24 protein-coding genes are annotated in these 25,377 nt (G+C 32.8%); 13 read left to right on the top strand and 11 right to left on the bottom strand.

The genetic code is table 11. From position 1 onward, the window contains the following. Window positions 1–2 precede the first annotated feature (2 nt). Window positions 3–4,316 carry a type II CRISPR RNA-guided endonuclease Cas9 gene (cas9, locus tag FNW17_RS04560; RefSeq protein WP_144070979.1) on the bottom strand — a complete coding sequence of 1,438 codons (4,314 nt, stop codon included), beginning with the start codon at window positions 4,314–4,316 and terminating at the stop codon, window positions 3–5. A gap of 365 nt (window positions 4,317–4,681) precedes the next feature. Here cas9 and FNW17_RS04555 point away from each other — a divergent pair, with 365 nt between their 5' ends. The 4 genes from FNW17_RS04555 to FNW17_RS04540 all read left to right on the top strand — a co-directional run bounded on the left by FNW17_RS04555 (window position 4,682) and on the right by FNW17_RS04540 (window position 7,731). After that, window positions 4,682–5,017, top strand: a complete 336-nt coding sequence (locus tag FNW17_RS04555; RefSeq protein WP_144070978.1) for a hypothetical protein — start codon at window positions 4,682–4,684, stop codon at window positions 5,015–5,017. Window positions 5,018–5,205: 188 nt separating this feature from the next. Then, complete coding sequence (gene rmuC / locus FNW17_RS04550; RefSeq protein ID WP_185965263.1) at window positions 5,206–6,576, top strand: DNA recombination protein RmuC; 1,371 nt, start codon at window positions 5,206–5,208, stop codon at window positions 6,574–6,576. 169 nt (window positions 6,577–6,745) lie between these two features. Further along, window positions 6,746–7,111, top strand: coding sequence for a 6-phosphogluconate dehydrogenase (locus tag FNW17_RS04545; RefSeq protein WP_144070977.1), 366 nt, complete (start codon window positions 6,746–6,748; stop codon window positions 7,109–7,111). A gap of 80 nt (window positions 7,112–7,191) precedes the next feature. Beyond that, complete coding sequence (locus FNW17_RS04540; RefSeq protein WP_144070976.1) at window positions 7,192–7,731, top strand: YceI family protein; 540 nt, start codon at window positions 7,192–7,194, stop codon at window positions 7,729–7,731. 2 nt (window positions 7,732–7,733) lie between these two features. On the opposite strand, the gene FNW17_RS04535 is transcribed toward FNW17_RS04540, so the two are convergent. Beyond that, entirely contained in the window at window positions 7,734–8,648 is a 915-nt protein-coding gene (locus tag FNW17_RS04535; RefSeq protein WP_143390306.1) for a TIGR01777 family oxidoreductase, read from the bottom strand. 119 nt (window positions 8,649–8,767) lie between these two features. Here FNW17_RS04535 and FNW17_RS04530 point away from each other — a divergent pair, with 119 nt between their 5' ends. Genes FNW17_RS04530 through FNW17_RS04505 form a run of 6 tightly spaced genes read left to right on the top strand, consistent with a single transcriptional unit; the run spans window position 8,768 to window position 13,807 of the window. Further along, on the top strand, window positions 8,768–9,427 hold the full coding sequence (locus FNW17_RS04530; RefSeq protein ID WP_143390305.1) for a TetR family transcriptional regulator C-terminal domain-containing protein: 660 nt from the start codon (window positions 8,768–8,770) through the stop codon (window positions 9,425–9,427). Continuing rightward, window positions 9,427–10,737, top strand: coding sequence for an ABC1 kinase family protein (locus FNW17_RS04525; RefSeq protein WP_144070975.1), 1,311 nt, complete (start codon window positions 9,427–9,429; stop codon window positions 10,735–10,737). Before FNW17_RS04530 ends, FNW17_RS04525 begins: the two co-directional genes overlap by 1 nt. Then, on the top strand, window positions 10,734–11,012 hold the full coding sequence (locus FNW17_RS04520; protein ID WP_262710831.1) for a TIGR03643 family protein: 279 nt from the start codon (window positions 10,734–10,736) through the stop codon (window positions 11,010–11,012). Before FNW17_RS04525 ends, FNW17_RS04520 begins: the two co-directional genes overlap by 4 nt. A 3-nt stretch (window positions 11,013–11,015) precedes the next feature. Beyond that, window positions 11,016–11,699, top strand: coding sequence for an SDR family NAD(P)-dependent oxidoreductase (locus FNW17_RS04515; RefSeq protein ID WP_143390303.1), 684 nt, complete (start codon window positions 11,016–11,018; stop codon window positions 11,697–11,699). Between the two features lie 46 nt (window positions 11,700–11,745). Further along, window positions 11,746–12,360, top strand: coding sequence for a GTP cyclohydrolase I FolE (folE, locus tag FNW17_RS04510; protein WP_143390302.1), 615 nt, complete (start codon window positions 11,746–11,748; stop codon window positions 12,358–12,360). A 28-nt stretch (window positions 12,361–12,388) separates the two neighbouring features. Continuing rightward, on the top strand, window positions 12,389–13,807 hold the full coding sequence (locus tag FNW17_RS04505; RefSeq protein WP_144070974.1) for an SDR family oxidoreductase: 1,419 nt from the start codon (window positions 12,389–12,391) through the stop codon (window positions 13,805–13,807). A gap of 114 nt (window positions 13,808–13,921) precedes the next feature. Here the strand turns inward: FNW17_RS04505 and FNW17_RS04500 are convergent, their stop codons facing one another. The 8 genes from FNW17_RS04500 to FNW17_RS04465 all read right to left on the bottom strand — a co-directional run bounded on the left by FNW17_RS04500 (window position 13,922) and on the right by FNW17_RS04465 (window position 22,387). Beyond that, a complete protein-coding gene (locus FNW17_RS04500; protein ID WP_144070973.1) occupies window positions 13,922–15,229 on the bottom strand; it encodes a cryptochrome/photolyase family protein in 1,308 nt (435 codons plus the stop codon). Further along, complete coding sequence (locus FNW17_RS04495; RefSeq protein ID WP_143390299.1) at window positions 15,226–15,690, bottom strand: SRPBCC family protein; 465 nt, start codon at window positions 15,688–15,690, stop codon at window positions 15,226–15,228. Before FNW17_RS04495 ends, FNW17_RS04500 begins: the two co-directional genes overlap by 4 nt. 1 nt (window position 15,691) lies before the next feature. Continuing rightward, window positions 15,692–16,369 (bottom strand): lycopene cyclase domain-containing protein, encoded by a 678-nt coding sequence (locus FNW17_RS04490; RefSeq protein WP_143390298.1) that lies wholly within the window; start codon window positions 16,367–16,369, stop codon window positions 15,692–15,694. A gap of 1 nt (window position 16,370) precedes the next feature. Beyond that, window positions 16,371–16,811, bottom strand: coding sequence for a sterol desaturase family protein (locus FNW17_RS04485; RefSeq protein WP_143390297.1), 441 nt, complete (start codon window positions 16,809–16,811; stop codon window positions 16,371–16,373). Between the two features lie 38 nt (window positions 16,812–16,849). Beyond that, on the bottom strand, window positions 16,850–17,689 hold the full coding sequence (locus FNW17_RS04480) for a phytoene/squalene synthase family protein (RefSeq protein ID WP_143390296.1): 840 nt from the start codon (window positions 17,687–17,689) through the stop codon (window positions 16,850–16,852). A gap of 100 nt (window positions 17,690–17,789) precedes the next feature. Beyond that, window positions 17,790–19,265 carry a phytoene desaturase family protein gene (locus tag FNW17_RS04475; RefSeq protein WP_144070972.1) on the bottom strand — a complete coding sequence of 492 codons (1,476 nt, stop codon included), beginning with the start codon at window positions 19,263–19,265 and terminating at the stop codon, window positions 17,790–17,792. A 54-nt stretch (window positions 19,266–19,319) separates the two neighbouring features. Next, window positions 19,320–20,228, bottom strand: a complete 909-nt coding sequence (locus tag FNW17_RS04470) for a MerR family transcriptional regulator (protein WP_235893240.1) — start codon at window positions 20,226–20,228, stop codon at window positions 19,320–19,322. A gap of 80 nt (window positions 20,229–20,308) precedes the next feature. Beyond that, window positions 20,309–22,387, bottom strand: a complete 2,079-nt coding sequence (locus tag FNW17_RS04465; RefSeq protein WP_144070971.1) for a CotH kinase family protein — start codon at window positions 22,385–22,387, stop codon at window positions 20,309–20,311. 177 nt (window positions 22,388–22,564) lie between these two features. Here FNW17_RS04465 and FNW17_RS04460 point away from each other — a divergent pair, with 177 nt between their 5' ends. From FNW17_RS04460 to FNW17_RS04450, 3 genes are all read left to right on the top strand, one after another. After that, window positions 22,565–22,804 carry a CBU_0592 family membrane protein gene (locus FNW17_RS04460; protein WP_143390293.1) on the top strand — a complete coding sequence of 80 codons (240 nt, stop codon included), beginning with the start codon at window positions 22,565–22,567 and terminating at the stop codon, window positions 22,802–22,804. Window positions 22,805–22,875: 71 nt separating this feature from the next. Beyond that, window positions 22,876–23,484: a YkgJ family cysteine cluster protein gene (locus FNW17_RS04455; RefSeq protein WP_143390292.1), complete on the top strand. Its 609-nt coding sequence runs from the start codon at window positions 22,876–22,878 to the stop codon at window positions 23,482–23,484. Window positions 23,485–23,585: 101 nt separating this feature from the next. Next, on the top strand, window positions 23,586–24,479 hold the full coding sequence (locus tag FNW17_RS04450) for a dienelactone hydrolase family protein (RefSeq protein WP_143390291.1): 894 nt from the start codon (window positions 23,586–23,588) through the stop codon (window positions 24,477–24,479). Window positions 24,480–24,488: 9 nt separating this feature from the next. On the opposite strand, the gene FNW17_RS04445 is transcribed toward FNW17_RS04450, so the two are convergent. Further along, window positions 24,489–25,361 carry a cation diffusion facilitator family transporter gene (locus FNW17_RS04445; RefSeq protein WP_143390290.1) on the bottom strand — a complete coding sequence of 291 codons (873 nt, stop codon included), beginning with the start codon at window positions 25,359–25,361 and terminating at the stop codon, window positions 24,489–24,491. Window positions 25,362–25,377: the final 16 nt, after the last annotated feature.

Below are 25,377 nucleotides of genomic sequence, written 5' to 3'. Positions count from 1 at the left end.
ACTTATTTGAAATTTATCTTGCCAGAAGAAGACAATACAAACTCATATCCTTCAACTAACATATTTAATTTACTTACTTGTAATCTAATTTGTTCAAATGGCGTTTCAAAATCTACATCATAAATTTCTTTTAAATCACTAGCCTGCCTAGCTTCAAAATGAGTTCTAAAAGTTAACCTACCTTGGGCGTCAAATTTAGCTAATTTGTATAATCGATTATGTAAATCGTTAATAGGTAATTCTAAAATCTCTTGAGTATTTTCTTTAAAAAACAAAACCATCAATCCTTTTTTTAGAATATATTTTAATGGCAATCCTGTTTTATCGTGAGGATTAGTTACGATGTCATAGTTGATTTTATTTTTTCCATTACTTAACTTATAATATGAACCTGCATCAATATTATTAATCATTTCATACGACCTTTTTATTTTTCCTTTTTTATCAAAATCTTCATAAATAGCCATTGCAAAATTCTCATCATTCTGAGCAAATACTTTTTGTTTGTGTTCGTGTCGAGATTTTGATAATAAACTATGCTCTTTAATTTCTAATGGATTCTTTACTGAATTGGCATACAATCTAACTTTGTTTATTGGAATTCCTTTTTCTTCATTCATCCAAACCTTTTGATTTTCAGCAAGTTTATTTTTTTGTTGTGGATTTGAAGATAGCAGTAAAACCTTAGCGGCAATTGCTTGTTTTACCTTTTCTTTTACAACCTCATCAACAATATTTTCCACATCAGAAGCTTTAATACTTTCTAAATCTTTCCGGATTACATAGCGTATTTCTTCCTGTTGCAATGGGTTTTTAATTGCCCCATAAATACTGTCTTGATGCAAAGAACCACGAATAGTGTCACCTTGATGAAACCTTGCCATTTTTTCTCCGTTGCTATCTTTCTTAAAAATTATTTTGTTATTGTTGTCTGTTCTCGGAACATTTTTTCCGTTCGCATCTATTTCCATTTCGGCAACAAATTGTTTTTTCCCTCGTATTCTGATGATTTTTTTAGATTGTTTCTTTACATTATCCGGTGTATGGTGGGAAACCAGAATTTCATCCTCAATCTTTTTTAAATCTTCGGTAAAGGTTTTCCAAGGTTTTGATTGTTCAAGAACTGACTTCATCAATTTGTATTGATTTTTTTCCAAATCGTCTTCCAAATCCCAAGCGTGCGCCATTACATCATATTTGTCTTTGGTCATACAGGCAATTGTAATCGCATCAATACAATGATGTGTGTGCTTGCTACGGTCTTTGATTTCATAATATTTCTTCCCGTCTTTAATATAACTTTCCTGAATCCCCCAAGCTTTTCTAAACTCGGCTACCATTCCGCCTTTTACCGCTTCTACTCTACCAAAATACGATTTTAAATACGCACTGGCATATTTGGTTATAATTCCTGTATCCGGAATTTGGCTATTTTTGAAACCTACTTTTGGTTCTGTATAAGTAAACCGTTCGTATTTTCCTTTGAAATAGTCTTTTTCCAAATTCAATTTATGGCGAAGTCTTATTTTTCTATCTTTCTGTTCCTTTGTAGTTGCCGCTTTAATTGATTTTGAAATATTATTTATATCATATTCTAAAGCCAAATATTTCTTTTGCCAAGGTGAAACCCTAGCTAAAATATCGCTGTGGTTACTCAATTCAACAGGCATTTTATTCTTTTTAATTTCCCGATTATATCGCTTGCTGCACAAAGTTTTGTTCATTTGTGAATTGTCCTGCGATCTACTTCTTGGAATAGTATGTTCGATGTCGAAATCTGGGTCGCTACCAATAATTTGACAAATACTAATATTGGTATAATGCTCTTCATAAATTGTTTTTCTATCTTGTTCAATCCATAATTGATAGCGTAAAATATCATCTTCTGTCGGTTCAATGTCTATACCACTTTCCGCTTTATAATCTTTTTTGATTTCCTCAATATACTCTTTCCTGCTTTTTTCTATGTCCCTTTGAAAATCCTGAATTCCTTTTCGTTTATTGGCATCGTTTAATTCTCGAGCCATTTCGATATGGATTCTCGTTTTCTCGTCAACTTGCCCTTCGATAATTAAAGCATTCAATACTTTTCGCAGTTGATGCAAAGCTCGCATCGCCATTGGATTTTTTATCGAAGATATTAACGGACTTCCTAAAACTAATTTTTCGTTTCCATTTCCATCTTTTAAAATTTGCTTTCTAAAAACATCAATATCCGATGGGTGATACAGTTTTTTAAGCTTATTCTTGGCATTACAAAAAACTTGCCCATCATCATTTTGACCATCTAAAAAATCAAACACTTTTTCGTCTAATCGTTTAATTGTTATGAATTCATATTTCTTTAATTGCTCAATATAAACGGGGAACAACTGGTTTAAAATAGATTCTTTTTGGTCTTCAATTTGATTTAATTTCACAAATGAACTTACCTTTTTATCTAAATCTAATTTATAGGTTGCTTCCGCTTCTTTTGAATAGTAGAAACCTCCAACTTTACACTCTTTTATAAGTCCGTTTACAATTTCCAATACATTATTATCAAAGGTATTTGTGGCTATTAATTCGGCGATTTTAGTTTGAATGTATCTTCTATCGTCAAGATTTTTCCAAATGTCGGCATCTACAATATTCTCTATATTTGCCATAAATACAGCGTGTGAATACAATAATCCTGCTCTTAAAAAAGGATTGATTTTATTGATTGCTGTTAAACTCAAACTAGCAAAATCTTTCTTTAATTTTATTTTACTGAATAAAATGGCTTTCTTGTCCTCTAATTTCAGTTTGTCCTTTGCAAATTCCTGTAAATATAAATCAGATGAAGAAACGGAAATTAAATGCCATAAATCATTATAATCTACATTTCGAGTTACGCTTTCGCCGCTCTTATTCAGAGTTTCATAAGTATAGACTTTCGTTTTCCAATCCTCTCCCAAAGCATTTTTAAACGAAGTAGAAACCACACAACCACTCACGGAAGAATTCATATTATAATTAAACAAGTAATTGACCGATGCCGCTATTGATGATTTATAAAACGCATATTTACTACCACTTGGCACCAATTCCTTGGCTAAATCATCAAAATTAAAGTTGTCTTTTTTACGCAAAAACTTGGGGATTATTTTCAATCTTTCCTCATTAGACAGAAATCGTAACCTTTCATCATCGGGAGTTTTTATTTTTATGGTATTGATGTAACACCACATCCTATATTCTTCAAAATCAGGATGCGAAACGGCACATCTTGACTTGCTTTTTTCGAACGTACATTTGCCAATTAATCCTTTCTGAGATTTTAATGGTCTTTGAAAAAAAATTGCTTTATACAATTCTTTGGCTAATCCAAAATATCTTTTTTCGGGAAGTTTTTCATTAGCAATTATTCCGTCAATTCCTTGAGCCAAACAAATAACTTCAAATTCAGAACGGTAATGTTCTTCACGAGCTGTATATTGATTTCTAATTTTTCCTTTGTTATATAAACTAAAAAAGTATTGCCCTAAAGTCTTGAAATTTCCGTCTTTCATTGCTTGGGAAATCTCTCCAATTTTTTGTTTAACAGCTCCTAAATCTTCTTTCTTGTTTAAACGTTCAATAAGTATGGATTTAGTTTTCTCAAAATCTTTTGAGTTGTCTTTAATCGTTTTATCAAATGAATTATATAAGGTTTTCAATTTCTTTTCTCCTTCGTCCAAATCTGTGGCTTTGCGTTCAATTAAATCACGATCTTGGAAATAGTCTGTTAGTTCCAATTGAAGTTCCGTCATAGTTGAAACATTTTCAAGAATATCAAGAAAAGCAGGTTTATGTTGCTCAACAACACCTTCTGCTGATTGATCTAATCTATTGCTCAAAAAACCTCTTCGTTGCGCAATAAGATAGAAAGCTCTACCCAATTCTAATAAAGAAACTTTTTGTTTACTGGCTCTATCTCTAAAAACATAAGGATTTAAGTTTTTGGCATCATCGGTACGCAACCAAGAAATGAATTCCGGATTAAGTGGATATTTTTTAAAACCAGATTTTCTCCATTCTATAACTTCTTCTACAGATAATGGACACATATTATTTTTAGAAAGTACTTTTAGAGTTTCATATTTTCTTAATTTTCTACGAAACTTTATTTTTCTAGCACTTCTGAAAGCGGTTCTTTCTGCTGCACGAGAACTTTCAATTCCTTTCTCTGATTTAACACCTTCTGAAAATATCCGAACTCCTTTATCTAAAAGAGAAAATTCTGTTCCATCTTTATCAACAATCGCCCACCCAATCGAGTTTGTCCCTAAATCTAATCCTAATATTTTTGCCATAATAATCTGTATTTTGTAAGAATTTCTAAAGTTACTGAGAAAATAATTCATTGCTTTACGGTTTTCCTCATTCAAACTAAAGTTTTTTTTATTTATATTTGTAATGATTAAAATTTCTAATCTTTAATCTTATCACAATAAGGCTATATGCCGTAGATGAAAATCTTAAGTCCTGCTTCGGTGGGACTTTTTTATTTCCTTCCTAAAAAAATTACACCGCTACAAAACATTAGATCCTTCTCCACAAACCAAATGCTATGTTAAATGATTGCATTACCATAGCCAAATAGAATATCTTTATAAAAGTTGACTCTATTAATCCTAAAACAACCACTATGGGAAATAATGATCTAGGTTCAAAAAAGATGAACAATAAGCAAAATACGCCAGAAGAATTCAGCAATGAAATCCTACCTGAAAATTATGATCCTACAGCAACAAAACTTGTGGCAGAAGTAGAAACCAATAGTAGTGGAGACCAAAAAGTTGTACACAGAGCACGAAATGTTGATGCAAATCCGGAACAAAATAATAGTGAAGAGAACCAACAACCAAGCTCTAGTGTCGAGATTTTTTCAGATAAAGAAACCCAAAGAATGATTGAAAACAAAGACCACAACTCGGATATTACGGCACACCGATATCCCAATTCGGATCCCGATAATCACGAAGATCGAGGAAATATCAAATTAGACGAATAATTTTTTTGTTTTTTTGAGAAGCCAATAAGAAAGAAATTTTTTGTTGGCTTCTTTTTTTGTCCTTACCACACGAATTCTTAAAATATTATTTCAAAAACACTCTAATAATTTCATACTTTTACTTTTTCACAAAAAACTATTGTACGGACAAGTCGCGACTTGTCCCTACGTATAAATAAAAAACTTTTATGCTAAATATGCTTCCGTTTTTACTGCTTTTTATTGTTGCGCTCGCCATTGGTGTTTTCATTGGAAAAATTCTATTTTCGGCACGATTTCAATCTGAAAAAATAAGTTTAGAAGAAAAATTAATCGCTTCAAACAACCAAATCAACCAACAAAAAGAGCAGTTTTCAATAGAAAAAAACACATTCGAAAAGCAACTGGAAGTTTCAAATACTGAAAAAGAAAGCATTAGAAACGAAAAAGACAGCTTGGCTATTCAATTGACAAAGAAAGAAGTCGATTTTGAAAATCTTTGGCAACGCAACAAAGAACAAAAAGAAGAAGTAGAAAAACTTCAGGAAAAATTCACCAAGGAATTCGAGAATTTGGCCAATAAAATATTAGACGAAAAATCCAGCAAGTTCACCGAACAAAACAAGGAAAATATGAAAAACATCTTGTCACCTTTGCAAGATAAAATTCAGTTATTCGAAAAGAAAGTCGAAGATACTCACAAGGAAAGCATTGATTATCACGCGGCTTTGCGCCAACAAATTCTGGGTCTGAAAGAAATGAATCTTCAAATGAGCAAGGAAACTTTGAACCTGACCAAAGCCTTAAAAGGCGATAGCAAAATGCAAGGAAATTGGGGAGAATTGATTCTGGAACGCGTGCTGGAAAAATCAGGTTTGGAAAAAGACCGAGAATATTTTGTGCAACAATCCCACACCAATGCGGAAGGAAGTCGCGTTTTTCCCGATGTGGTCATCAATCTTCCCGACGGAAAAAAGATGATTGTCGATTCGAAAGTGTCGCTGACTGCTTATGAAAAATACATCAACGAGGAAGAGGATAGTTTGAAAATAGGCTTTTTAAAAGAACACGTCAATTCCATCAAACGTCACGTAGAGCAACTAGGCGAAAAAAATTACCACGATTTATATCAAATAGAAAGCCCTGATTTTGTCTTGCTTTTTATCCCGATGGAACCCGCTTTTGCCTTGGCGTTAAACGAAGACACGACTTTATACAACAAAGCTTTCGAGAAAAATATCGTGATTGTAACGCCTTCTACCCTATTGGCGACTTTGCGCACTATTGACAGTATGTGGACCAACCAAAAACAACAGGAAAATGCTTTTGAAATTGCCCGTCAAGCCGGTGCTTTGTATGATAAATTTGAAGGATTTGTAGCTGATTTAATTAAAATTGGAAAGAAGATTGACGAAAGCAAAGTCGAATACCAAGGTGCGATGAACAAACTCGTTGACGGTAAAGGAAACCTCATCACGAGTGTCGAAAAATTAAAAAAAATGGGAGCCAAAGCCAAGAAAGCACTTCCTGACAACATTTTAACTAGAGCTGGAAAAGACGAAAATTTGGAGTTAAATTAAACCACCTTGGGACAGAGCCCCAGAGGTATTAGAGAAATATCAGCCACAGATTCACAAATTTTCAAAAATATTTTTAATCTGTGACTCGAGCAATAGCGAACAGGCGAAGCAATCTGTAGCAAAAAAACCGAAGCGAGGAATAAAACATAAAAGAAATTAAAAAAACTATATGAAAAAATTTTTAGTCATTACTATTGGAATTCTGGTATTATCAACTGTTTGCTACTTTACATTTTTGTACAATGCAACGTATAGCGAGGGCATTCGTTCGGGAGAATTGATAAAATTTAGCAACAAGGGAATGGTTTTCAAAACCTATGAAGGGGAATTGAGCCAAGGTATTTCGGGTGCCCAAATTTTTAGTTTCTCCGTATTAGATAGTGATGAAAAAGTCATCAAGGATTTGAAAGCATTGGAAGGTCATTATGTAAAATTAACATATATAGAACGGTATAAAACATTCCCTTGGTGGGGAGATTCCAACTATTTTATCACTGGGATAAAAGAAGAGAATTCTCCATTCAAAATAAAATAAATTTTCTAAAAATATTAGCTGCTCTATTTAAGAATTATTCGAATAATTCGGTATCTTTAGGTAATTAAATTGGCAGCAAAATGAAAAAAATCATTTCAATCCTTCTATTCTTACTAGTCCATAATTCATTTGCCCAAAAAGAAATGACAACGGCTAATGGTGTCATACATTTTGAAGCATCGGTCCCTTTATACGAAGAAGTTACGGCAACAAACAAAACTATTTCAAGTAAATTAAATATAGGAACTGGAGCTTTAACTAGTGTAGTTCCAATGAAAGAATTTCGTTTTAAATTGTCTTTAATGGAAGAACATTTTAACGAAAAATACTTAGAAACTGACCATTATCCACAAGCTACTTTTAAAGGAAAAATTGAAGGTTTTAATTTGAATATCATAGACTCAAACCCCAAGGAATTTAAACTGAAAGGAGAATTAAAAATACACGGCAAAATAAAAAAAATATATACAATTGTTGCATTAAAAAAAATAGAAAACAAATTGGAAATTGTTTCAAATTTCAATGTGAATATTAAAGATTACAATATAAAAATTCCTGAAATATTGAGTATGAAAATAGCAGAAACTGTAACTATTCGAACTGTCTTTTGGGTTCAATAAAATCATTTACCAATACAATCCTCAAGAGCCAATTCTAGATTATTAAATTGAAATTGAAATCCTGTTTTTTCGATTTTTTCCGAAGAAACTCGTCGCCCTGCCAAAATAATTAATGCCATTTCGCCCAGTACCATTTGTATCAAAAAAGCAGGAACTTTGGGCAACCACAGTGAATATCCGTAGCATTTTGCCAATGTTATCGAAAAGATTTCGTTGTTTGTATTGTCGTTGATGGCCGCATTGTAAGCACCGGACATTTCATTGTTTTTTATAGCTTCTAGATAAATGGAGCACAAATCATCAATATGAATCCAAGGCATGTACTGTTTTCCTGAACCCAAAGCAGAACCCAATCTGTATTTAAAAATTGGGGCTAATTTCTTTAAAAAACCTTCGTCTTTCCCCAATACTAATCCTGTTCTAATTTTTACAGTACGAATTCCCAAACTCGCAATTGTATCTGCAGCTGCTTCCCATTTTTGACAAGTTGAACCTAAAAAATCATTAACTGCTAAAGTGTTTTCGGTACAAATCTCGGAACCATTAACAGCACCGTAAATCCCGACTCCAGATGCGGAAACAAAAGCTTCCAATTTTTTATTGTGTTTTTTCAAAACGTCATAAATCAACTGAATGGATTTTTCTCTGCTTTGAACAATTGACTCTTTCCTTTTGGCTGTCCATCTTTGGTCGGCAATCCCTTCACCAGCCAAGTGAATAATATAATCTGCTTTCAAAACCGCTTCTTCCTCTATAAAATGATTTGCAATATCCCAGCGAAAATAGGAAATATCAGCAGTATTGTGTTTAATACTTCTGCTAAAAATCGAAACAGAGAAATTATTTAAAATCAACAAACGGGTTAAGTATTTTCCAATAAAACCTGTTCCTCCAGTTATTAATACGTTCTTTTTCATATTACAAATTTAAGTATTATAATTATAGAATCAAACATTAACATTTATTTTTGTTTAACTTATATTGTTTTATCTTAAACAATTAGTATATTTACACCATAATTTAAAATTATAAAAAAATGGCAACTAAAAAAACAACCATTACCAGAGACAAAATAGTTTCTATGTATATGAATTATCGACTAGAAAAATCAGATCGACCAAAATCAGTTTATTTATTTGCTAAAGAAAATGGTTTTGATGAAGCCATTTTCTATTCTTTTTTTGGCACTTTAGAAAGTGTTGAAAAAGAAATCTATATAATATTTATTAAAAAAACGATAGTCTTGATTCAAAAAGACCCTGCATATGAAAATTATGATATGAAGAGTAAAATGCTGAGTTTCTACTTCACCCTTTTTGAAATGATGTCTGCAAACAGAAGTTATGTTCTCTTGACTTTAAAAGAACATCAGAACCAACTAAAAAATCTGATGCAACTTACGAGTCTCAGAACCGAATTCAAAATCTATGTTTCGGAAATTATTACTGACGAGGTGAGAACCCAATACGAAAAATTTCAAAATATCCAAGAAAAAGCGATTAAGGAATCAGCTTGGATTCAATTCCTTATGATTCTGAAATTCTGGTTAGAAGACGAATCTGCTTCATTCGAAAAAACAGATATTTTCATAGAAAAATCTGTAAAAGCTAGTTTCGAATTGATGAACATAGCTCCCATTGAAAGCATAATCGATTTAGGAAAATTTCTTTTTAAAGAAAAAATGCAACATAACTAATGAAAACAATAGACTACATCCCTACTTCAAAAATAGAAAGAGCCACAAAACTCGTTCAAACCGGTGCCAAAGTGGGCGTCAATTACTTAAAATATTACGGTGAAAAAATGGTGAATAGCGATTTAAATCGTGACAAACTCAATGAAAATAACGCCGAAGACATTTATGACGGACTCAAAAGCCTGAAAGGAAGTGCGCTGAAAGTAGCTCAAATGTTGAGTATGGACAAAAGCTTTTTGCCACAGGCTTATGTAGAGAAATTTTCTTTGTCGCAGTTCTCAGTTCCGCCACTTTCAGCTCCATTAGTCTTGAAAACGTTCAAGACAAATTTCGGCAAATCACCTTATGAAATTTTTGATGAATTTGACGCATTTTCCGTAAATGCTGCAAGTATTGGTCAAGTACATATGGCCGTGAAAGACAACAAAAAATTAGCTGTAAAAATACAATATCCTGGAATTGCCAATAGTATTTCCTCAGATTTAGCTTTGGTAAAACCTATCGCGATTAGAATGTTTAATCTTCAAGGCAAAGATTCTGATAAATATTTTAAGGAAGTAGAAGACAAATTGACCGAAGAAACTAACTATTTATTAGAACTTAAACAAAGCCAAGAGGTGGTTTTGGCCTGCCAGAAAATAGAAAATTTAGTTTTCCCAACGTATTATCCGGAATATTCTTCAGAGAAAATCATCACCATGGATTGGATGTCGGGGATTCATATTTCTGAATTTACAAAGAAAAATACCAATCTGGTAATCGCTGATAAATTAGGCCAAGCACTTTGGGATTTTTATATGTATCAAATTCATATTCTAAGAAAAGTTCATGCCGATCCTCACCCAGGTAATTTTTTGGTAAGCCCAGAAAACCAGTTGGTGGCAATAGATTTTGGCTGTATGAAACAAATTCCAAAAGAATTTTATATTCCCTATTTTGAATTAATCGACAAGAAAATCATTGACAACAAAGAACTATTTAGAGAAAAATTATTCGAATTGGAAATCTTAAGAGTAGATGATACCAAGGAAGAAACAGCCTATTTCACACAATTATTTTACGATTTATTATCTCTGTTTACTCAACCTTTTCAATCAGAAACATTCGATTTTTCGGATGAATTATTTTTTGAAAATATTGCAAAATTAGGCGAACAATTTTCAAAAGACACCAATTTGCGAAAAATGAACGGCAATCGCGGTTCAAAACATTTTATTTATATGAATCGAACTTTCTTTGGGTTATACAATTTGATGTTCGATTTGAAAGCGAAAATCGTAGTGAATCAATATAAAAAATACCAAAATTGAAAAAGGAATTCACCGACATTGAAAAAGACCGAATAATTGAAATGGCTTGGGAAGATCGAACCACATTTGATTCCATTTTAATGCAATTTGGCTTGAAGGAACAAGAAGTGATCTACTTAATGCGAATTGAAATGAAACCCACGAGTTTTAGAAGGTGGCGTGAAAGAGTTCAAGGCCGCAAAACAAAACACGAAAAGCTAAGGGATTTTCAGGAAGGCAGATTCAAATGCAGCAGACAAAGACAAATCAACAACAATAAAATTTCTAAGAGATAGAATATGAAAAATATAGTAATCATTGGTGGCAGCAAAGGAATAGGAAATGCCATTTTGTTGCAACAATTAGAAAACAATATAGTACATAACATTAGCCGAAATACTCCTGATCTCTCGCACACAAACCTAAAACATTACACAGTAGATGTGTTGAAAGATACTCTTCCTGATATCGAAAATATTGATGTTTTGATTTATTGCCCGGGTTCAATTAATTTAAAACCTATTGGCAGTTTGAGTATCGAAGATTTTAGAAATGATTTCGAAATCAATGTGATTGGTGCGGTGAAAACTATTCAAAAATATCTGCCTGTTTTAAAAAAAGGCACTAATCCATCTATCCTTCTCTTCAGCACTGTGGCAGCAAAGCTAGGAATGCCATTTCACGCTAGTATTGCAACGGCAAAAGCTGGAGTCGAAGGTTTGGTAAAATCGCTCGGAGCCGAATTGGCATCATTCGTTCGAATTAATGCTATTGCTCCTACTATTACCGACACTTCGCTTGCAGCAGGAATTTTACGAAACGATCGAATGAAAGAAAATATGATGGAACGCCATCCGATGAAAAACTACCTAAAACCAGAAGAAGTGGCAAGTATGGCCAATTACCTTATTTCGGAAAATGCAAAATCAATCTCCGGACAAATCTTTGAAATGGATTACGGTATTGTAACTTTCAAAATATAAAAAAGACACCTAAAACAACTTTATTACCGAACAAAAAACAAACAAAATGATAGCCAAACAAATAAAAGGGTACGAAAAAATAGAAAAATATGATACCGAAACCACGTCGATACTAGCCGATAACTACCGAAGCATAATTGAAAATTTAGGTGAAAACATCTACCGTGAAGGTCTTGAAAAAACACCAGAAAGAGCAGCAAAGGCGATGCAATATTTAACACACGGTTATGAATTAGATCCTCTTGAAATTCTAAAATCTGCTCTATTTACAGAAAATCACAAGCAAATGATTGTCGTAAAAGACATAGAAGTGTATTCGATGTGTGAACACCATATGTTGCCATTCTTTGGAAAAGCCCATGTCGCTTACATTCCTGACGGAAAAATTGTTGGTTTAAGTAAAATTCCAAGAGTTGTAGATGCTTTTTCAAGGAGAATGCAAGTACAAGAAAGATTGACAGATGAAATAAAAAATTGTATTCAAGAAGCGCTAAATCCGTTGGGAGTTGCCGTTGTGATTGAAGCCCAACATATGTGTATGTGCATGCGTGGCATTCAAAAACAAAATTCGGTGACCACAACTTCATCGTTTAACGGAGCATTCGAAAAAAACAAAACAAGAAAAGAATTTATTAGCTTGGTATCTAATAAATTGAGTTAACTTTAGAGAGTTAAAATAGAAAAAAAAAATGAAAATTCTCTTAACAGGTGCAACAGGATATATTGGCAAGCGACTTCTACCTATTTTAGTAAGTCAAGGCCACGAGGTCATTTGTTGTGTAAGAGACAAAAATAGGTTTTATACTCCGAAAGAGTTTATAAATAAAATTAATATTATCGAAGTTGATTTTCTGAAAACAGAAACATTGGATGCCATTCCAGAAGATATTGATGGAGCCTATTATTTAATTCATTCGATGTCCAGTTCCGCAGTTAATTTTGATGAATTTGAAAGGATTTCTGCTGAAAATTTTGTTCAAAGATTAAATCAAACTCGGGTAAAACAAGTTATTTATTTGAGCGGAATCGTAAATGACAAATCACTTTCTAAGCATTTATCCTCCAGAAAAAAGGTTGAGGATGTTTTGAATACAGGAAATTTTGCTACCACAACACTCAGAGCTGGAATTATAGTAGGTTCAGGCAGTGCTTCATTCGAAATTATACGAGATTTAGTTAATAAACTTCCAATAATGATAACTCCAAGATGGTTGAATACTAAATGTCAGCCTATTGCGATTCCTGATGTTTTAGAGTTTTTATCAAAATCATTATTGAATCACGTTACTTACGGAAAGAGTTTTGACATTGGCGGCCCAGATATTCTGACTTATAAAGAAATGTTGTTGGGTTTTGCCAAAGCCAAAAACCTAAAAAGATGGATTTATACTGTTCCTATAATGACACCCAAATTATCTTCCTATTGGTTGTATTTTGTCACTTCGACTTCCTATAGACTTGCCTCGGCTTTAGTCAGTAGTATGAAAGTAGAAGTGATTTGCAGGGACAATAAAATCAATGATTTATTAGGAGTAAAACCTATGTCCTATGAAAAAGCTTTGTCTAGAGCTTTAATAAAAGTAGATGAAGACAAAGTGGCTTCTAGTTGGAAAGATTCATTAGTCAGTGGCCGTTTTAATAGTAATATTTCAAAATTTTTAAAAGTTCCCAAAAAAGATTGCTTTATCGACAGACGCAAAAAAGAAATAGAAAACAGAGCCTTTACCATCGATAGAATTTGGTCTATTGGAGGAGAAACGGGTTGGTATTATGGCGATTGGTTGTGGAATTTACGTGGATTCATCGACCAGCTCTGTGGTGGTGTGGGTTCCAGAAGAGGAAGAACCAACAAACACGAAATTCATTCGGGAGATGCTTTAGATTTTTGGCGGGTTTTGTATGCCAATAAAGAAGAAGGCAAATTAGTTTTATATGCTGAAATGAAACTACCTGGCGAAGCTTGGCTAGAGTTCAAAATCATTAATAACACCTTATATCAATCGGCAACATTCAAACCCGATGGATTTTTAGGACACCTCTATTGGTATTCAGTCCTACCCTTTCACGGATTTATATTTCAAGGTATGTTGAATAAATTAATCAAATAAACTGTAAAAATATATAATTTTTTAAAGTAAAAAAAAGTAAAACCATTAAGACATTTAAGGTTCATTGAGAAATAAAAACTTTGATTTTTTAATATTCTTTATGGTTTAAAAAAATCACTTCAAAATTCCTGCTTTGTAAGTAGCGATAGCGCGATCTCTAGCAAATGCGTGTTCAACCATTGGCTTACAGTAACCCAAATCGAATTCGGGAATCCATTTTCGGATGTATATTTCTTTTTCGTCAAATTTCTTAAGTTGAATTTCTGGATTGAAAACCCTAAAATAAGGCGCAGCATCACAACCCGTTCCAGCAGCCCATTGCCAGTTTCCAACATTGGAAGACAATTCAAAATCCAACAACTTTTGAGCAAAATAAGCTTCGCCCCATTGCCAATTGATTAATAAATGCTTGCAAAGAAAACTCGCCACCACCATTCGAACCCTGTTGTGCATATAACCGGTTTCGTTGAGTTCACGCATTCCGGCATCGACCATTGGATAACCTGTTGTGCCAGAACACCAGTGTTTGAAATCTTCTTCGTCATTCCGCCATTGAATGCCGTCGTAAGATGATTTGAAATTGTGTGAAACCACTTTTGGAAAGCTGAATAAAATTTGCATAAAGAATTCTCTCCAAATCAATTCGCTCAAAAAAACATCGTTTTTTTTCGCTGCCCAATTCACTAATTTCCGAATGCTGACTGTTCCAAAACGCAAATGTGGCGACAAATGTGAAGTAGCATCCAAAGCCGGGAAATCACGAGTTTCGTGGTAATTAGTTACATTTTTGAGATTATGAGGAATGACTTTTATAGTACTTTGTTCAAATCCTATTTGCTCCAATGTTGGAAAAGTAAAGAAGGGATTCATCGCGTCTCTATAGAAATTAGAAAATTTATCAGAAGCATCATATTCTTGAACCGGAGCCATTGAATTGTATTTTTCTAACCATTTATTTTTATAAGGTGTGTAAATTGTATAAGATAAACCATCGGATTTTGTGATTTCTTTTTCCTCAAATATCACTTGGTCTTTGAAGGAGAAAGAATTTATTTTATTACTTGTCAATAATTCACAAATAGCCCAATCTCTTTTGATCGCATAAGCTTCGTAATCTTTATTGAAGAAGACTTCTTTGATGTCAAATTCTTGAATAAGCTGTTGCCAAACTTCGTGAGTTTTTCCTTTTTTGACCAAAAGGAAACTTCCAAACGCTTGAAGTTTTACATTAATTTTAGAAAGTGAATCGTGAATAAAACCAACTCTAGCGTCATTTTTGGGTAAACTATCTAGAATTGCCTCATCGAAAATAAACAAAGGAATTACTGGAAATTGAGATTGTAATGCGTGAAACAAACCAATATTATCCTCTAAACGCAAATCTCTACGGAACCAAAAAAAGGTTATTTCTGGTTTACTCATTTTTTAGAATTAAACATTTCATCCACTTTTACACATCGATAATCAAAAATTTCTTTCAATTTATTTTTCACCAACAATGAATTCATTATGCGACCAAGAAAACCCAAAGGCAAAGCATAATGAACTAAATCTGTCATTTTTGTACCGTTTTCAGTAGCTTCAAAAAAATGTTTGTGATGCCATAAAGCATAGGGACCAAAGCGCTGTTCGTCGACGAAATAGCTATTCTCTTTCACGTAAGTGATTACCGTCATCCAACTCAATTTCAAACCTAAAAGCGGGGAAACTTTGTATTGAATAATTTGTCCGGCATACATTGGTTTATTATCAAAATCCGTGATTTGAAAACCCATATCTTTGGGGGTGATTTTTTGCAAGTTTCTTGGACTTGAAAAAAAAGTCCAACATTCTTCGACACTTGCATTTACGTGTTGAACCGTTTCTTTTGTGTATACTTTCATATTACTTTTTTTCTATTTTTTTTATCAAAACCAAACTCATCAACAACATCGAAAAGGCATATCCAATATCTTCTATTGGGATTGTTCCTAAACGAATTCCTAAGTTTTCGGCATTATTATAAAACACTACAGGTTCGTCAATAAAACTTCCGGTTAGTATTCCGTTGACTATAGAAAATGGAAATAAAACAATCAGGAAGCTAATAAAAAAGGTGTTCAAAATGTGAGGAACTTTAAAAACGGTGTACGTTAATAATAGCACCCAAACTGTGTAATTGACAGCAGTGTATAATTTATCGTAATTAGCAAAAATGGTTGGCAAAAGAATCGCCATTAAAATCCAATATATGATTCTCACTGTTTTGTCCGAAAGAGAAACTCTTGGATAAAAATAGTGAAAGGCAAAATGAATAAAGATACTCGCATAAGGAATACAGATGAAAAACAACCATTCTTCTATGGGTAAATCAAAAAAATCAATTCCTGAATGGTAGCGTGGATTGAAACTCCAAACCCCCATTTTGGTAAAAATGATGTCCCAAATAATGAAGAATATTGCAGTTATAATTATAGCAGAAAAAACGGCCTTCCAACGTTTTATATACTTCATTCTGTTTTCAAAACTATACAGAAAGGGCACCAGAAAGGAGGCTATATTTAGAAAAAGATATAAAGACATTTTAAATTTTAAAATATTTGAAAGGCACGAAAAGCATCCCAAAACATTCTCCATATTCTTTTCCTAAGTGTTTGTGGTGCACTTTGTGACCTTTGCGAAGCGCTATTAAATACTTGTTTTTGGTATTCTTGAACAGCTTAAATCGTTGATGGATAAAAATGTCATGAACAATAAAATAGCTTAAACCATAAGCAAAAATACCTAGACCTATGAAAAATCTATAATCAAAACCTGCGGATGCTCCAAAGTAAAATAAAAGAATACTTGGAATAGCAAAAATTACGAAAAACAAATCATTTCGTTCAAAAATGTGAGCGTATTTAGGTTGATGATGATCCGCGTGTAAATACCATAAAAAACCATGCATTACAAATTTATGAGTACACCAAGTTATACATTCCATTATTAAATAAGTAGCCAAAAAAATTAAAAAAGATATCATCCTGAGAACGTTTTATAGTTGTTATAAAGGTATAAAAGTTAAACTAATTTCAATTTGTAAGTTACAAAAGAATTAGCAAATAAGAGTCCCTTAGTATAGTTAGAAATTCTAATTCTTGAATTCCTAATTTCTACGCAAGGTGTATTTTCTAATTTTTTTAATAATTTTTTATAATATACGTAGGCCGTATAAACACCAAATTTTGCTTCTAAAGGTAATTTTTTGATTCCTTGTAATGCCACTCTGAAATCTTCTTCAATTTCTTTGATAATCATAGCTTTAGAATTTTCATCAAAGGACTTTAAATCGACACCTGGGAAATAATTTCGATTCAAAACCAAATTGTCGTCTTTCAAATCTCGCAAAAAATTAACTTTTTGAAAAGCTGAACCCAATCGCATTGCCTCATCTTTCAACAGTTCATATTTATCATTATCACCGTTTACAAAAACTTTCAAACACATTAAACCTACTACATCAGCAGAACCATAAATATATTCATCATATTCTTCCTTGCTGTGATAATCAGATTTTATCAAATCCATTTTCATACTCTTCAAAAATGATTGAATCATATCATCCGAAATGTTATATTTATTTACCGTTTGTAGAAAAGAATTTAAGATCGGATTTAAACTTATCCCAAATTTTTGTGCTTTATAATAATCTTTCTCAAAATCATCTATCAAAGTTTGTTTGTCGAAACCATGAAAGGAGTCTACAATTTCATCGGCAAAGCGAACGAAACCGTAAATACTATAGATACCATCTCTAATACTTGGTGCTAAGATGTGAACTGCCATAGAAAACGAAGTGCTATAGTTTTTAGTCACTAAGACACTACATTTAAAAGAAACATCATCAAATAATTTTTTCATTTAATATATACTATTTATCAATTGTTACACAAAAGGAATTCTTTTAGGCAAAATAAGTTCAAAAATTAAGCTTCCTATTCAAAATTAAAAAACCAACTTATTATAGACTCGTTTTATCAAAACTTTTTTTAATCAAGTCGGAAACTATTTTTCCCGAAATTATTGATGGTGGAACACCTGGGCCAGGAACAGTTAATTGTCCAGTGAAAAATAAATTTTTTACTTTTTTACTGATAATCTTTGGTCGCAAAAAAGCAGTTTGAGTCAAAATGTTAGCCAATCCATAAGCGTTTCCTTTGTATGAATTATAATCATTAATAAAATCCTTCACACAAAAACTTTCTTTAAAGAGAATACTTTCTATTACTTTTTGGTCTGTCAAGGTTTCAAATCTTTCTATTATATTTTTGAAATATTTTTCTCTTATTTCAGGAGAATCTTCAATTCCTGGGGCAATTGGAATTAGGAATATACCAGCTTCCTGTCCCTCTGGAGCAACACTGTCATCAGTTTTACTTGGAAAACTAGCATAAAATAATGGTTTTTCAGGCCATTTGGGATCATCATAAATGTCTTTGGCGTGAACATCAAACTCGGTATCAAAAAACAAAGTATGATGCGAAACATCTTTTATTTTTTTATCAAAAGCAACATAAAACAAAAGTGAAGATGGAGCAAATATTTTTGAATCCCAATACTTTTCGGAATATCCTCGGTATTTTTCATCTAATAAAGTTTCGGTATGATGGTAATCAGCTCCGCTTAAAACCACATCGGAATATAGTATTTCTCCATTTGAAACTACACTTTTCACCACACCTTTTTCAACATTTATTTTTTCTACATTCTGATTTGTTTTGATTTTAACACCCAATTCTAACGCTAGAAGGTACATTGCTTTTACTACTTCGTACATGCCACCTTTGGGATGCCAAGTTCCTAAACCAAAATCTGCATAATTCATAAAGCTATAAAAAGAAGGTGTATTCGAAGGTTTTGCTCCTAAAAACAACACAGGAAACTCCATTATTTGTTGCAAACGATTATTTTTAATATTTTTTCGAACAGAAGTTCTAATTGTACTAAAAAACTGATTGGCTTTTTTTATTGTAACTGGTGTAATTAATTCCGTAATCGAAATACCCGGTCTGTAAACTAAATCTTTGATGGCCACATCATAATTATGCTTGGCATTATTCAAAAATGATTCTAAATGTTTGGAACTTCCTTTTTCCTGAATTTCAAAAATATCGAATATATCATTTAAATTATCAGGAATTTGAATAGTATCTAACTTATCGAAATACACGACATAAGCAGGATTTAATTTATCAAGATGGTAGTAATCTGATGGTTCCTTACCAAAATCATCAAAGAATTTTTCAAAAACATCGGGCATCCAATACCAAGTAGGACCAATATCAAATGTAAATCCATCCTTTATAAGTTGTCTTGCTCTACCTCCTACAGTACTGTTTTTTTCGAGAATTGTAACATCAAAACCCTCTTTCGCCAAATAACACGAAGCTGCTAGTGACGAAAATCCAGAACCGATAATTGTGATTGATTTCTTCATTTGTTTAGCAAATGTAATAATAAATTAAACAAAAATAACACAGTTAACAATAAATTATAATTCTTCAACTAAATCCGAAATAGAATTATAAACTGATATTTTGTCTGAAATATTATTTGTATCAATAAATTCAATCATTCTACCAAGGAAGCAAACACGTGAATTTGAGTCAATTATATTAGTGGTAATTTCTTCAATATAGTTATTTATTGCGTCTTTTGTTGGCTCAACCGTCAAATAGGAAACATAAACAATAGTGTCGAAGTATTTTTTCATATCCTTCAAACTTTCTATAGGCACACTTTCACCAAGATAAATTGTTTTGTACCCATTTAATAAAATCTCATAATTCAAATACATTAAACCTAGTTCATGAATTTCGTTTTCAGGAAGGTAAAGGACATATACTTTATCGGTTTTTGTTGGTTCAAGAATTTGGAGTTTTTCTGTATTTAACAGTAGTTTTTGCTTGATCAAAAAAGTTATAAAATGCTCTTGAGCAGGAGTAATAGTACCAGCTTGCCATAGTAAACCAATTTCTTGCATCAAAGGAATTACAATCTCATAAAAAACATCACGAAAGCTTTTTTCAGAAAGTAACCTATTATAGGTGTTAAAAAATAAAGCCTGATCAAAATTAATCATAGCCATTTTAAAAGCGTTTATAGCATGGTTTTTTGTGCTTTTTTCAGAAATAATTTCCCTAACTAGAAGCTCAATTTTTTCTGTTGAATGCTCCGCAATTCTTGATATTTTATAACCATAATCATTTAACAAAACTACATTTAGTAATTTTTGCAAACTCTGCAAATCATAATTCCTAATGTTGGTATCAGAACGCATTGGCTGAAGGACATTATATCTTTTTTCCCAAATTCGAATAGTATGAGCTTTTATTCCTGATAAGTTTTCAAGATCTTTAATACTAAAAACAGTCTTGACATTATACACGTTGTTTATCATTTTCAAATATTTATTAAACAAATGTATAAAAATATTTTAACAATGTAAAAAAAAATATAATTTTAAGTTCGGATAAATAATTATTGCTTGATAACTTTTTTGGTGATGGATCCTTTGTCATCATAAATCGAAATAAAATATACCCCTTTAGAATACTCGCTCCAATCCATATTTAAAGAGTCCGATTTTAGTTTTAAATCATAAATTAATTTGCCAGAAACATCAAAAATTTTAATACCGTTCATTGGTTTTGTTGCATGGATATTTAAAAAATGAGTTCCAGGATTTGGATAAATAGTTATTGTTGTAGTTTCATCAAACGAAGTTGTCGCCAAGCTATTATTTGAAGACATCCAGCTTGAAGCCAAATTATTATCCATTTCGGTACTAATTAATTGCAAATAGTTTCCTGTTCCATCTGCAGCGATTGGCCAAGGCATTGCATCGAAATATTCTACAGAATCAATTGTATTTCCAAAACCATCGGCTAATACTATCTTTTGAGAACTATTGGATAAATTTCTGGTAAATTGTCCAAAAGCAGCAATTCCATATTTGGCCTGAAAAGACAATGAATTACTAGCCAAATAAATACTACCACCAGCAACCACCAATGAATTTGCAGGAAACTGATAACTCAGTCCTAATTCTTTAAAATAAATTCCAGTTAAATTAACAGATGTATTGCTTGTGTTTTTAATCTCGACAAATTCTTGAGAATCACTTTCGGTACTTGTTGCACCCTTTGGGTTATAGTTAATTTTGGTAATAACTAGCTGCGGAATTGAAACTGTACTGCAATTTGCAAAAGACCCCAAATTACTTGTCATCCAGGAAATTCTATTCGACAACCAAGTTTTTAAATTACTAATTTCAGTTGGCGAATAATGAACTGCTGGATAAACATCGGTAGCCCATTTTTGTTCTTCTCTGACTTTAGCTTCACTAATTAAAGCAACTGTTTCGTCAATATATTGTGTCAAACTATAATAATTCAAGGGTTGTCCGGTCTTGGTCAATTCGTTCCATCTTTTAGACAAATAACATTTATATGTGGGATTATTGAATAAATCTTTCCAGAATTTGGCTCCTTCATTATCTCCGTTTGCAAATTGCCAAATAGTAGAATGACTCCTGTCGTATCCCCAAAGAAACAAATCGTTACCGTATGTTAAATTGAAATCCCAAATAGGTCCAGCTCTTAATTTTCCAGCTCTATCTTTGTGAAAATAAGTACTGTATTGATACCCATCTGCATTCGAAGCCAACTCATTGACAAGCATAAAATCGACAAATGAAGGAATGTCAATCACAGAAGGATAACCTGAAATTAAATCAACATTATTAGTTTGTGATGTCGTTTCTAATTTCAAAAACTGATTGTATATATAAGAGTTTTGCTCGGTGGTAACTGCCGCAGGTTTTGGTAATTCGTGTATAAAATCAGTCCAGCCTGCATAGGAATTCATAGTCCAAGCAATTGGGTCTCCACCAGTAGTTTTGTCGGATTTTGTGATGTAGCCGCCTGTTACATTTGGCGAAGCAGTATCTGCAGCAGCAATTTTTAACACATTCACCCGACCTGTACCCGCTTTTATTTTTTCTTGTAAGAGATACAATCCTCGATATTCCCCATTAATCACAAGTTCACAATAAGCAGTTCGTGTTGCATATTCGCCTATTTGTCTGGACAAATTATAAGACAAATAATCTCTTATAAGTGAAGGATCAAAGGCTAATCCATTCAAAATCCAATCATTTTCGCTTGGCATTCCCAGTAAGCTAACATTATTATTGTTGGTATTATCCGTTTTTAAAGTAGTTAAACCATAGCCTTTTTTGGGTAATTCCTGCGAGGACGAACCTCTAATTTCTATGCCAATTCTACCATTATAATTTAAAAAAGTAGCTGTATTAGCATCCGAAAGAAAATTTCTATTTCCATCGGGATGTTTGATAATCTTCATACTTGCCAAAATTTTTGGTTCATCAAGTATTGGCAGTGGTTGATTATTGTTATCTAAATCCGTAGTAATAATAACAATTGGCAAATTACTGTCAGTGAAAGTCTGCGAACTAACAACTTGAGAAAAAATTAACGCAACCAATAAAAATATTCCAGAAACTATTTTAAACTTAAAAAAAGATAATTTTGTCATAACACATTTATTTACATCAAATATAAGGACAAACAAGATAAATAAATGCCCCAAATTGCATCTATTTAATGAGATTACAATAATTTACAAGTTATATTTCAATCTAATAAATATGTAAATCTGAAACAAAAAAATAGGCTTACATTTGAAACTTTAGTTCAAAATAAAAATAAAAAAATGACAACAACAGATACAATCGGATTTTTAGGCGTTACAATATTATTGATAGCTTATTTTTTAAATTTAAATAACAAACTCGAAAAAGACAGTTTTGTCTATTTGCAAATGAATTTTATAGGTGCAGGATTAGCTTGTTTTGCCTCCGTTTTAATGAAATATTTACCTTTTATAATCTTGGAAGGATGTTGGACTATAGTCTCCGCTTTTGGACTATTTAAATATTTCAAACAAAAATAAAATCAACAAATAATACAGATAAAACTTTATTCTACTCCTAGCTATTTATAATAGCCTACCTTTCCAAAAAAATGGCGATTGAACAAAAAGTTCGGCTGGTAGAAGAATTATTTTTAGGTCTTGAAAAAGAAATTTCTGTTTTTAAATCCGAAACTAGTTTGCATTGTCTTGTAGGCTGTGGCAAATGCTGTTCTAAACCGGATATTGATGCGTCTCCATTGGAATTTCTGCCTTGGGCATTTCATCTGTTTTTGAATGGAAAAGCCGAAGAAGTTTTATTAGAACTAGACAACTCCTCTATCACAACTTGCCACATATACAGACCTTTAGCACTTTTAGAAGAATACAACGGAAGCTGTAGCAACTATCGTTATCGCGGATTAATTTGTCGCCTTTTTGGCTATGCCGCCAACAGAGATAAATATGGTGAATTGCGATTGGCAACCTGCAAAATCATAAAAGAAGACCAACTAGAAAGCTACAACAACACCGAAGAAGCCATTAGTAAAGGACTTTATGTACCCATTTTTACCGATTATTATATGCAATTGGCACAAATTGATTACCGAATGGGAACCACTTTACTTCCAATAAACGATGCTTTGAAAATGGCTATTGAAGAAGTATTGCAATATTATGCTTACAGACCCTTTCCGGGAGAATTAGAGGATATTGCTTAAAGAAGTACCCCAAAAAATAATTTATATTCTTTAAGCGAAATCGATAATAATGTTGTGATAATCATTTTATTTTCTAAATTGGTTCTTCCAAAACCTGTATTATGAAAAAATTGACCAAAGCGGAGATTAGTCAAGAAGTATTTGATTTGTATGATGACTATGCTCACAATAAAATCGAAAGAAGACAGTTTATCGAAAAATTGTCCGTTTTTGCCGTAGGAAGCATAACACTACCCTCGCTTCTTAGTTTTATGACGCCGAATTATATCGATTCGATTACTGTAAAATCGGATGACCCAAGACTGAAATCTGAATTCATCACTTACGAATCTCCAAAAGGCGGAGGAAACATCAAAGGACTTTTATCTCAACCAACAGGAGCCAAGAAAAAACTGCCTGGAATTATTGTTGTACACGAAAACCGAGGTCTGAATCCCTACATTGAAGACGTAGGAAGAAGAACGGCTGTCGAAGGATTTATTACCTTGGCTCCGGACGCCTTGTCGCCATTGGGCGGTTATCCCGGAAATGATGATGCAGGAAGAGAATTGCAAAAAAAACGGACTCGCGAAGAAATGCTAGAAGACTTTATTGCCGCCTACGAATTCCTAAGATCACATAAAGATTGTAATGGTTATGTTGGCGTGGTTGGATTTTGTTTTGGCGGTTGGATTGCCAATATGATGGCGGTAAAAATCCCAACATTGGCTGCTGCCGTTCCCTATTACGGTGGACAACCCACAGCTGAAGATGCCGAAAAGATAACTACACCGCTATTATTACAGTATGCCAGTTTAGACACCAGAGTAAACGAAGGGTGGCCTGCATTTGAAGCTATTCTCAAGAAAAATAAAGTAGAGCACACTGCCTATTTCTATGAGGGTGTCAATCACGGTTTCCACAACAATACAACTCCACGATATGACGAAAAATCAGCTACTTTATCTTGGACACGAACCATTCATTTTTTTAAAGAGAAACTAAAGAAGAAATAATATAAATTTTTAAGAATAAGAAGGCTCAATATGAATCAAAACATGTCCTAATTCTGGAATTTCACTGCGTAAAGTATCTTTTAATAAATGCGAGATGTCGTGACCTTCTCTCACCGTGATATCGGCGTTGACAATGGCGTGCAAATCGACGTGGTATTTCATTCCTGCTTTTCGTATGAAACATTTTTCGGTACTTTCAACCCCATTGACTTTAAGAGAAACTTTCCTGATTTCGACAATTAAATCGTCGTATAAATTTTCGTCCATTATTTCTCCTAAAGCGGGTCTGAAAATTTTATAACTGTTATAGAAAATAAATCCTGAGGCAAAAAGTGCCGCCAAATCATCAGCCGATTCGTAGCCTTTTCCAAAAAATAAGGCAATTGATATTCCTATAAATGCCGCCACCGATGTTATTGCATCGCTTCGATGGTGCCAAGCATCAGCTCTCAACGAAGAACTATTGGCTTCTTTGCTTCGTCTCATTACCAAACGAAATGAATATTCTTTCCATAAAATGATGACTCCAAGAACAATTAGCGTCCAAGATTCAGGCAATTTGTGTGGAACTCCAATATTGGTAATACTTTCGTGAGCAATAATGGTTGCGGAAGTAATCAGGAAACCAACCACTAAAAAAGTAATTAATGGTTCGGCTCGACCGTGGCCGTAAGGATGATTTGCATCAGCAGGTTTGTTCGAATATTTGATTCCAAATAAAACTAAAAAAGAAGAAAAAATGTCTGTTGTAGATTCGATTGCATCTGCAGTCAAAGCATACGAATGCCCAAAAAAACCAGCCAATCCTTTAATCAAAGCCAATAAAGTATTGCTTACAATACTAAAGTAAGTGGCTTTTACCGCAGTTTGTTCGTTTGTCATTTTAGTTAAAATAATA

Origin of the sequence: Flavobacterium franklandianum (assembly GCF_007097365.1) — a bacterium.
Classification (GTDB): Bacteria; Bacteroidota; Bacteroidia; order Flavobacteriales; family Flavobacteriaceae; genus Flavobacterium; species Flavobacterium franklandianum.
This window is presented reverse-complemented; position numbering and strand designations above follow the sequence as displayed.

What these genes read in the sequence shown, in the direction of transcription:
- FNW17_RS04495 (WP_143390299.1), bottom strand. Translation starts at nt 15,690, where the DNA reads ATGAAAGTATACACAAAAGAAACGGTTCAACACGTAAATGCAAGTGTC.
- FNW17_RS04540 (WP_144070976.1), top strand. Translation starts at nt 7,192, where the DNA reads ATGAAAAAAATCATTTCAATCCTTCTATTCTTACTAGTCCATAATTCA.
- FNW17_RS04515 (WP_143390303.1), top strand. Translation starts at nt 11,016, where the DNA reads ATGAAAAATATAGTAATCATTGGTGGCAGCAAAGGAATAGGAAATGCC.
- FNW17_RS04470 (WP_235893240.1), bottom strand. Translation starts at nt 20,228, where the DNA reads ATGATAAACAACGTGTATAATGTCAAGACTGTTTTTAGTATTAAAGAT.
- FNW17_RS04505 (WP_144070974.1), top strand. Translation starts at nt 12,389, where the DNA reads ATGAAAATTCTCTTAACAGGTGCAACAGGATATATTGGCAAGCGACTT.
- FNW17_RS04465 (WP_144070971.1), bottom strand. Translation starts at nt 22,387, where the DNA reads ATGACAAAATTATCTTTTTTTAAGTTTAAAATAGTTTCTGGAATATTT.
- FNW17_RS04530 (WP_143390305.1), top strand. Translation starts at nt 8,768, where the DNA reads ATGGCAACTAAAAAAACAACCATTACCAGAGACAAAATAGTTTCTATG.
- FNW17_RS04460 (WP_143390293.1), top strand. Translation starts at nt 22,565, where the DNA reads ATGACAACAACAGATACAATCGGATTTTTAGGCGTTACAATATTATTG.
- folE (WP_143390302.1), top strand. Translation starts at nt 11,746, where the DNA reads ATGATAGCCAAACAAATAAAAGGGTACGAAAAAATAGAAAAATATGAT.
- FNW17_RS04535 (WP_143390306.1), bottom strand. Translation starts at nt 8,648, where the DNA reads ATGAAAAAGAACGTATTAATAACTGGAGGAACAGGTTTTATTGGAAAA.
- FNW17_RS04450 (WP_143390291.1), top strand. Translation starts at nt 23,586, where the DNA reads ATGAAAAAATTGACCAAAGCGGAGATTAGTCAAGAAGTATTTGATTTG.
- FNW17_RS04445 (WP_143390290.1), bottom strand. Translation starts at nt 25,361, where the DNA reads ATGACAAACGAACAAACTGCGGTAAAAGCCACTTACTTTAGTATTGTA.
- FNW17_RS04475 (WP_144070972.1), bottom strand. Translation starts at nt 19,265, where the DNA reads ATGAAGAAATCAATCACAATTATCGGTTCTGGATTTTCGTCACTAGCA.
- cas9 (WP_144070979.1), bottom strand. Translation starts at nt 4,316, where the DNA reads ATGGCAAAAATATTAGGATTAGATTTAGGGACAAACTCGATTGGGTGG.
- FNW17_RS04545 (WP_144070977.1), top strand. Translation starts at nt 6,746, where the DNA reads ATGAAAAAATTTTTAGTCATTACTATTGGAATTCTGGTATTATCAACT.
- FNW17_RS04490 (WP_143390298.1), bottom strand. Translation starts at nt 16,369, where the DNA reads ATGTCTTTATATCTTTTTCTAAATATAGCCTCCTTTCTGGTGCCCTTT.
- FNW17_RS04455 (WP_143390292.1), top strand. Translation starts at nt 22,876, where the DNA reads ATGGCGATTGAACAAAAAGTTCGGCTGGTAGAAGAATTATTTTTAGGT.
- FNW17_RS04500 (WP_144070973.1), bottom strand. Translation starts at nt 15,229, where the DNA reads ATGAGTAAACCAGAAATAACCTTTTTTTGGTTCCGTAGAGATTTGCGT.
- FNW17_RS04485 (WP_143390297.1), bottom strand. Translation starts at nt 16,811, where the DNA reads ATGATATCTTTTTTAATTTTTTTGGCTACTTATTTAATAATGGAATGT.
- FNW17_RS04480 (WP_143390296.1), bottom strand. Translation starts at nt 17,689, where the DNA reads ATGAAAAAATTATTTGATGATGTTTCTTTTAAATGTAGTGTCTTAGTG.
- FNW17_RS04555 (WP_144070978.1), top strand. Translation starts at nt 4,682, where the DNA reads ATGAACAATAAGCAAAATACGCCAGAAGAATTCAGCAATGAAATCCTA.
- rmuC (WP_185965263.1), top strand. Translation starts at nt 5,206, where the DNA reads ATGCTAAATATGCTTCCGTTTTTACTGCTTTTTATTGTTGCGCTCGCC.
- FNW17_RS04525 (WP_144070975.1), top strand. Translation starts at nt 9,427, where the DNA reads ATGAAAACAATAGACTACATCCCTACTTCAAAAATAGAAAGAGCCACA.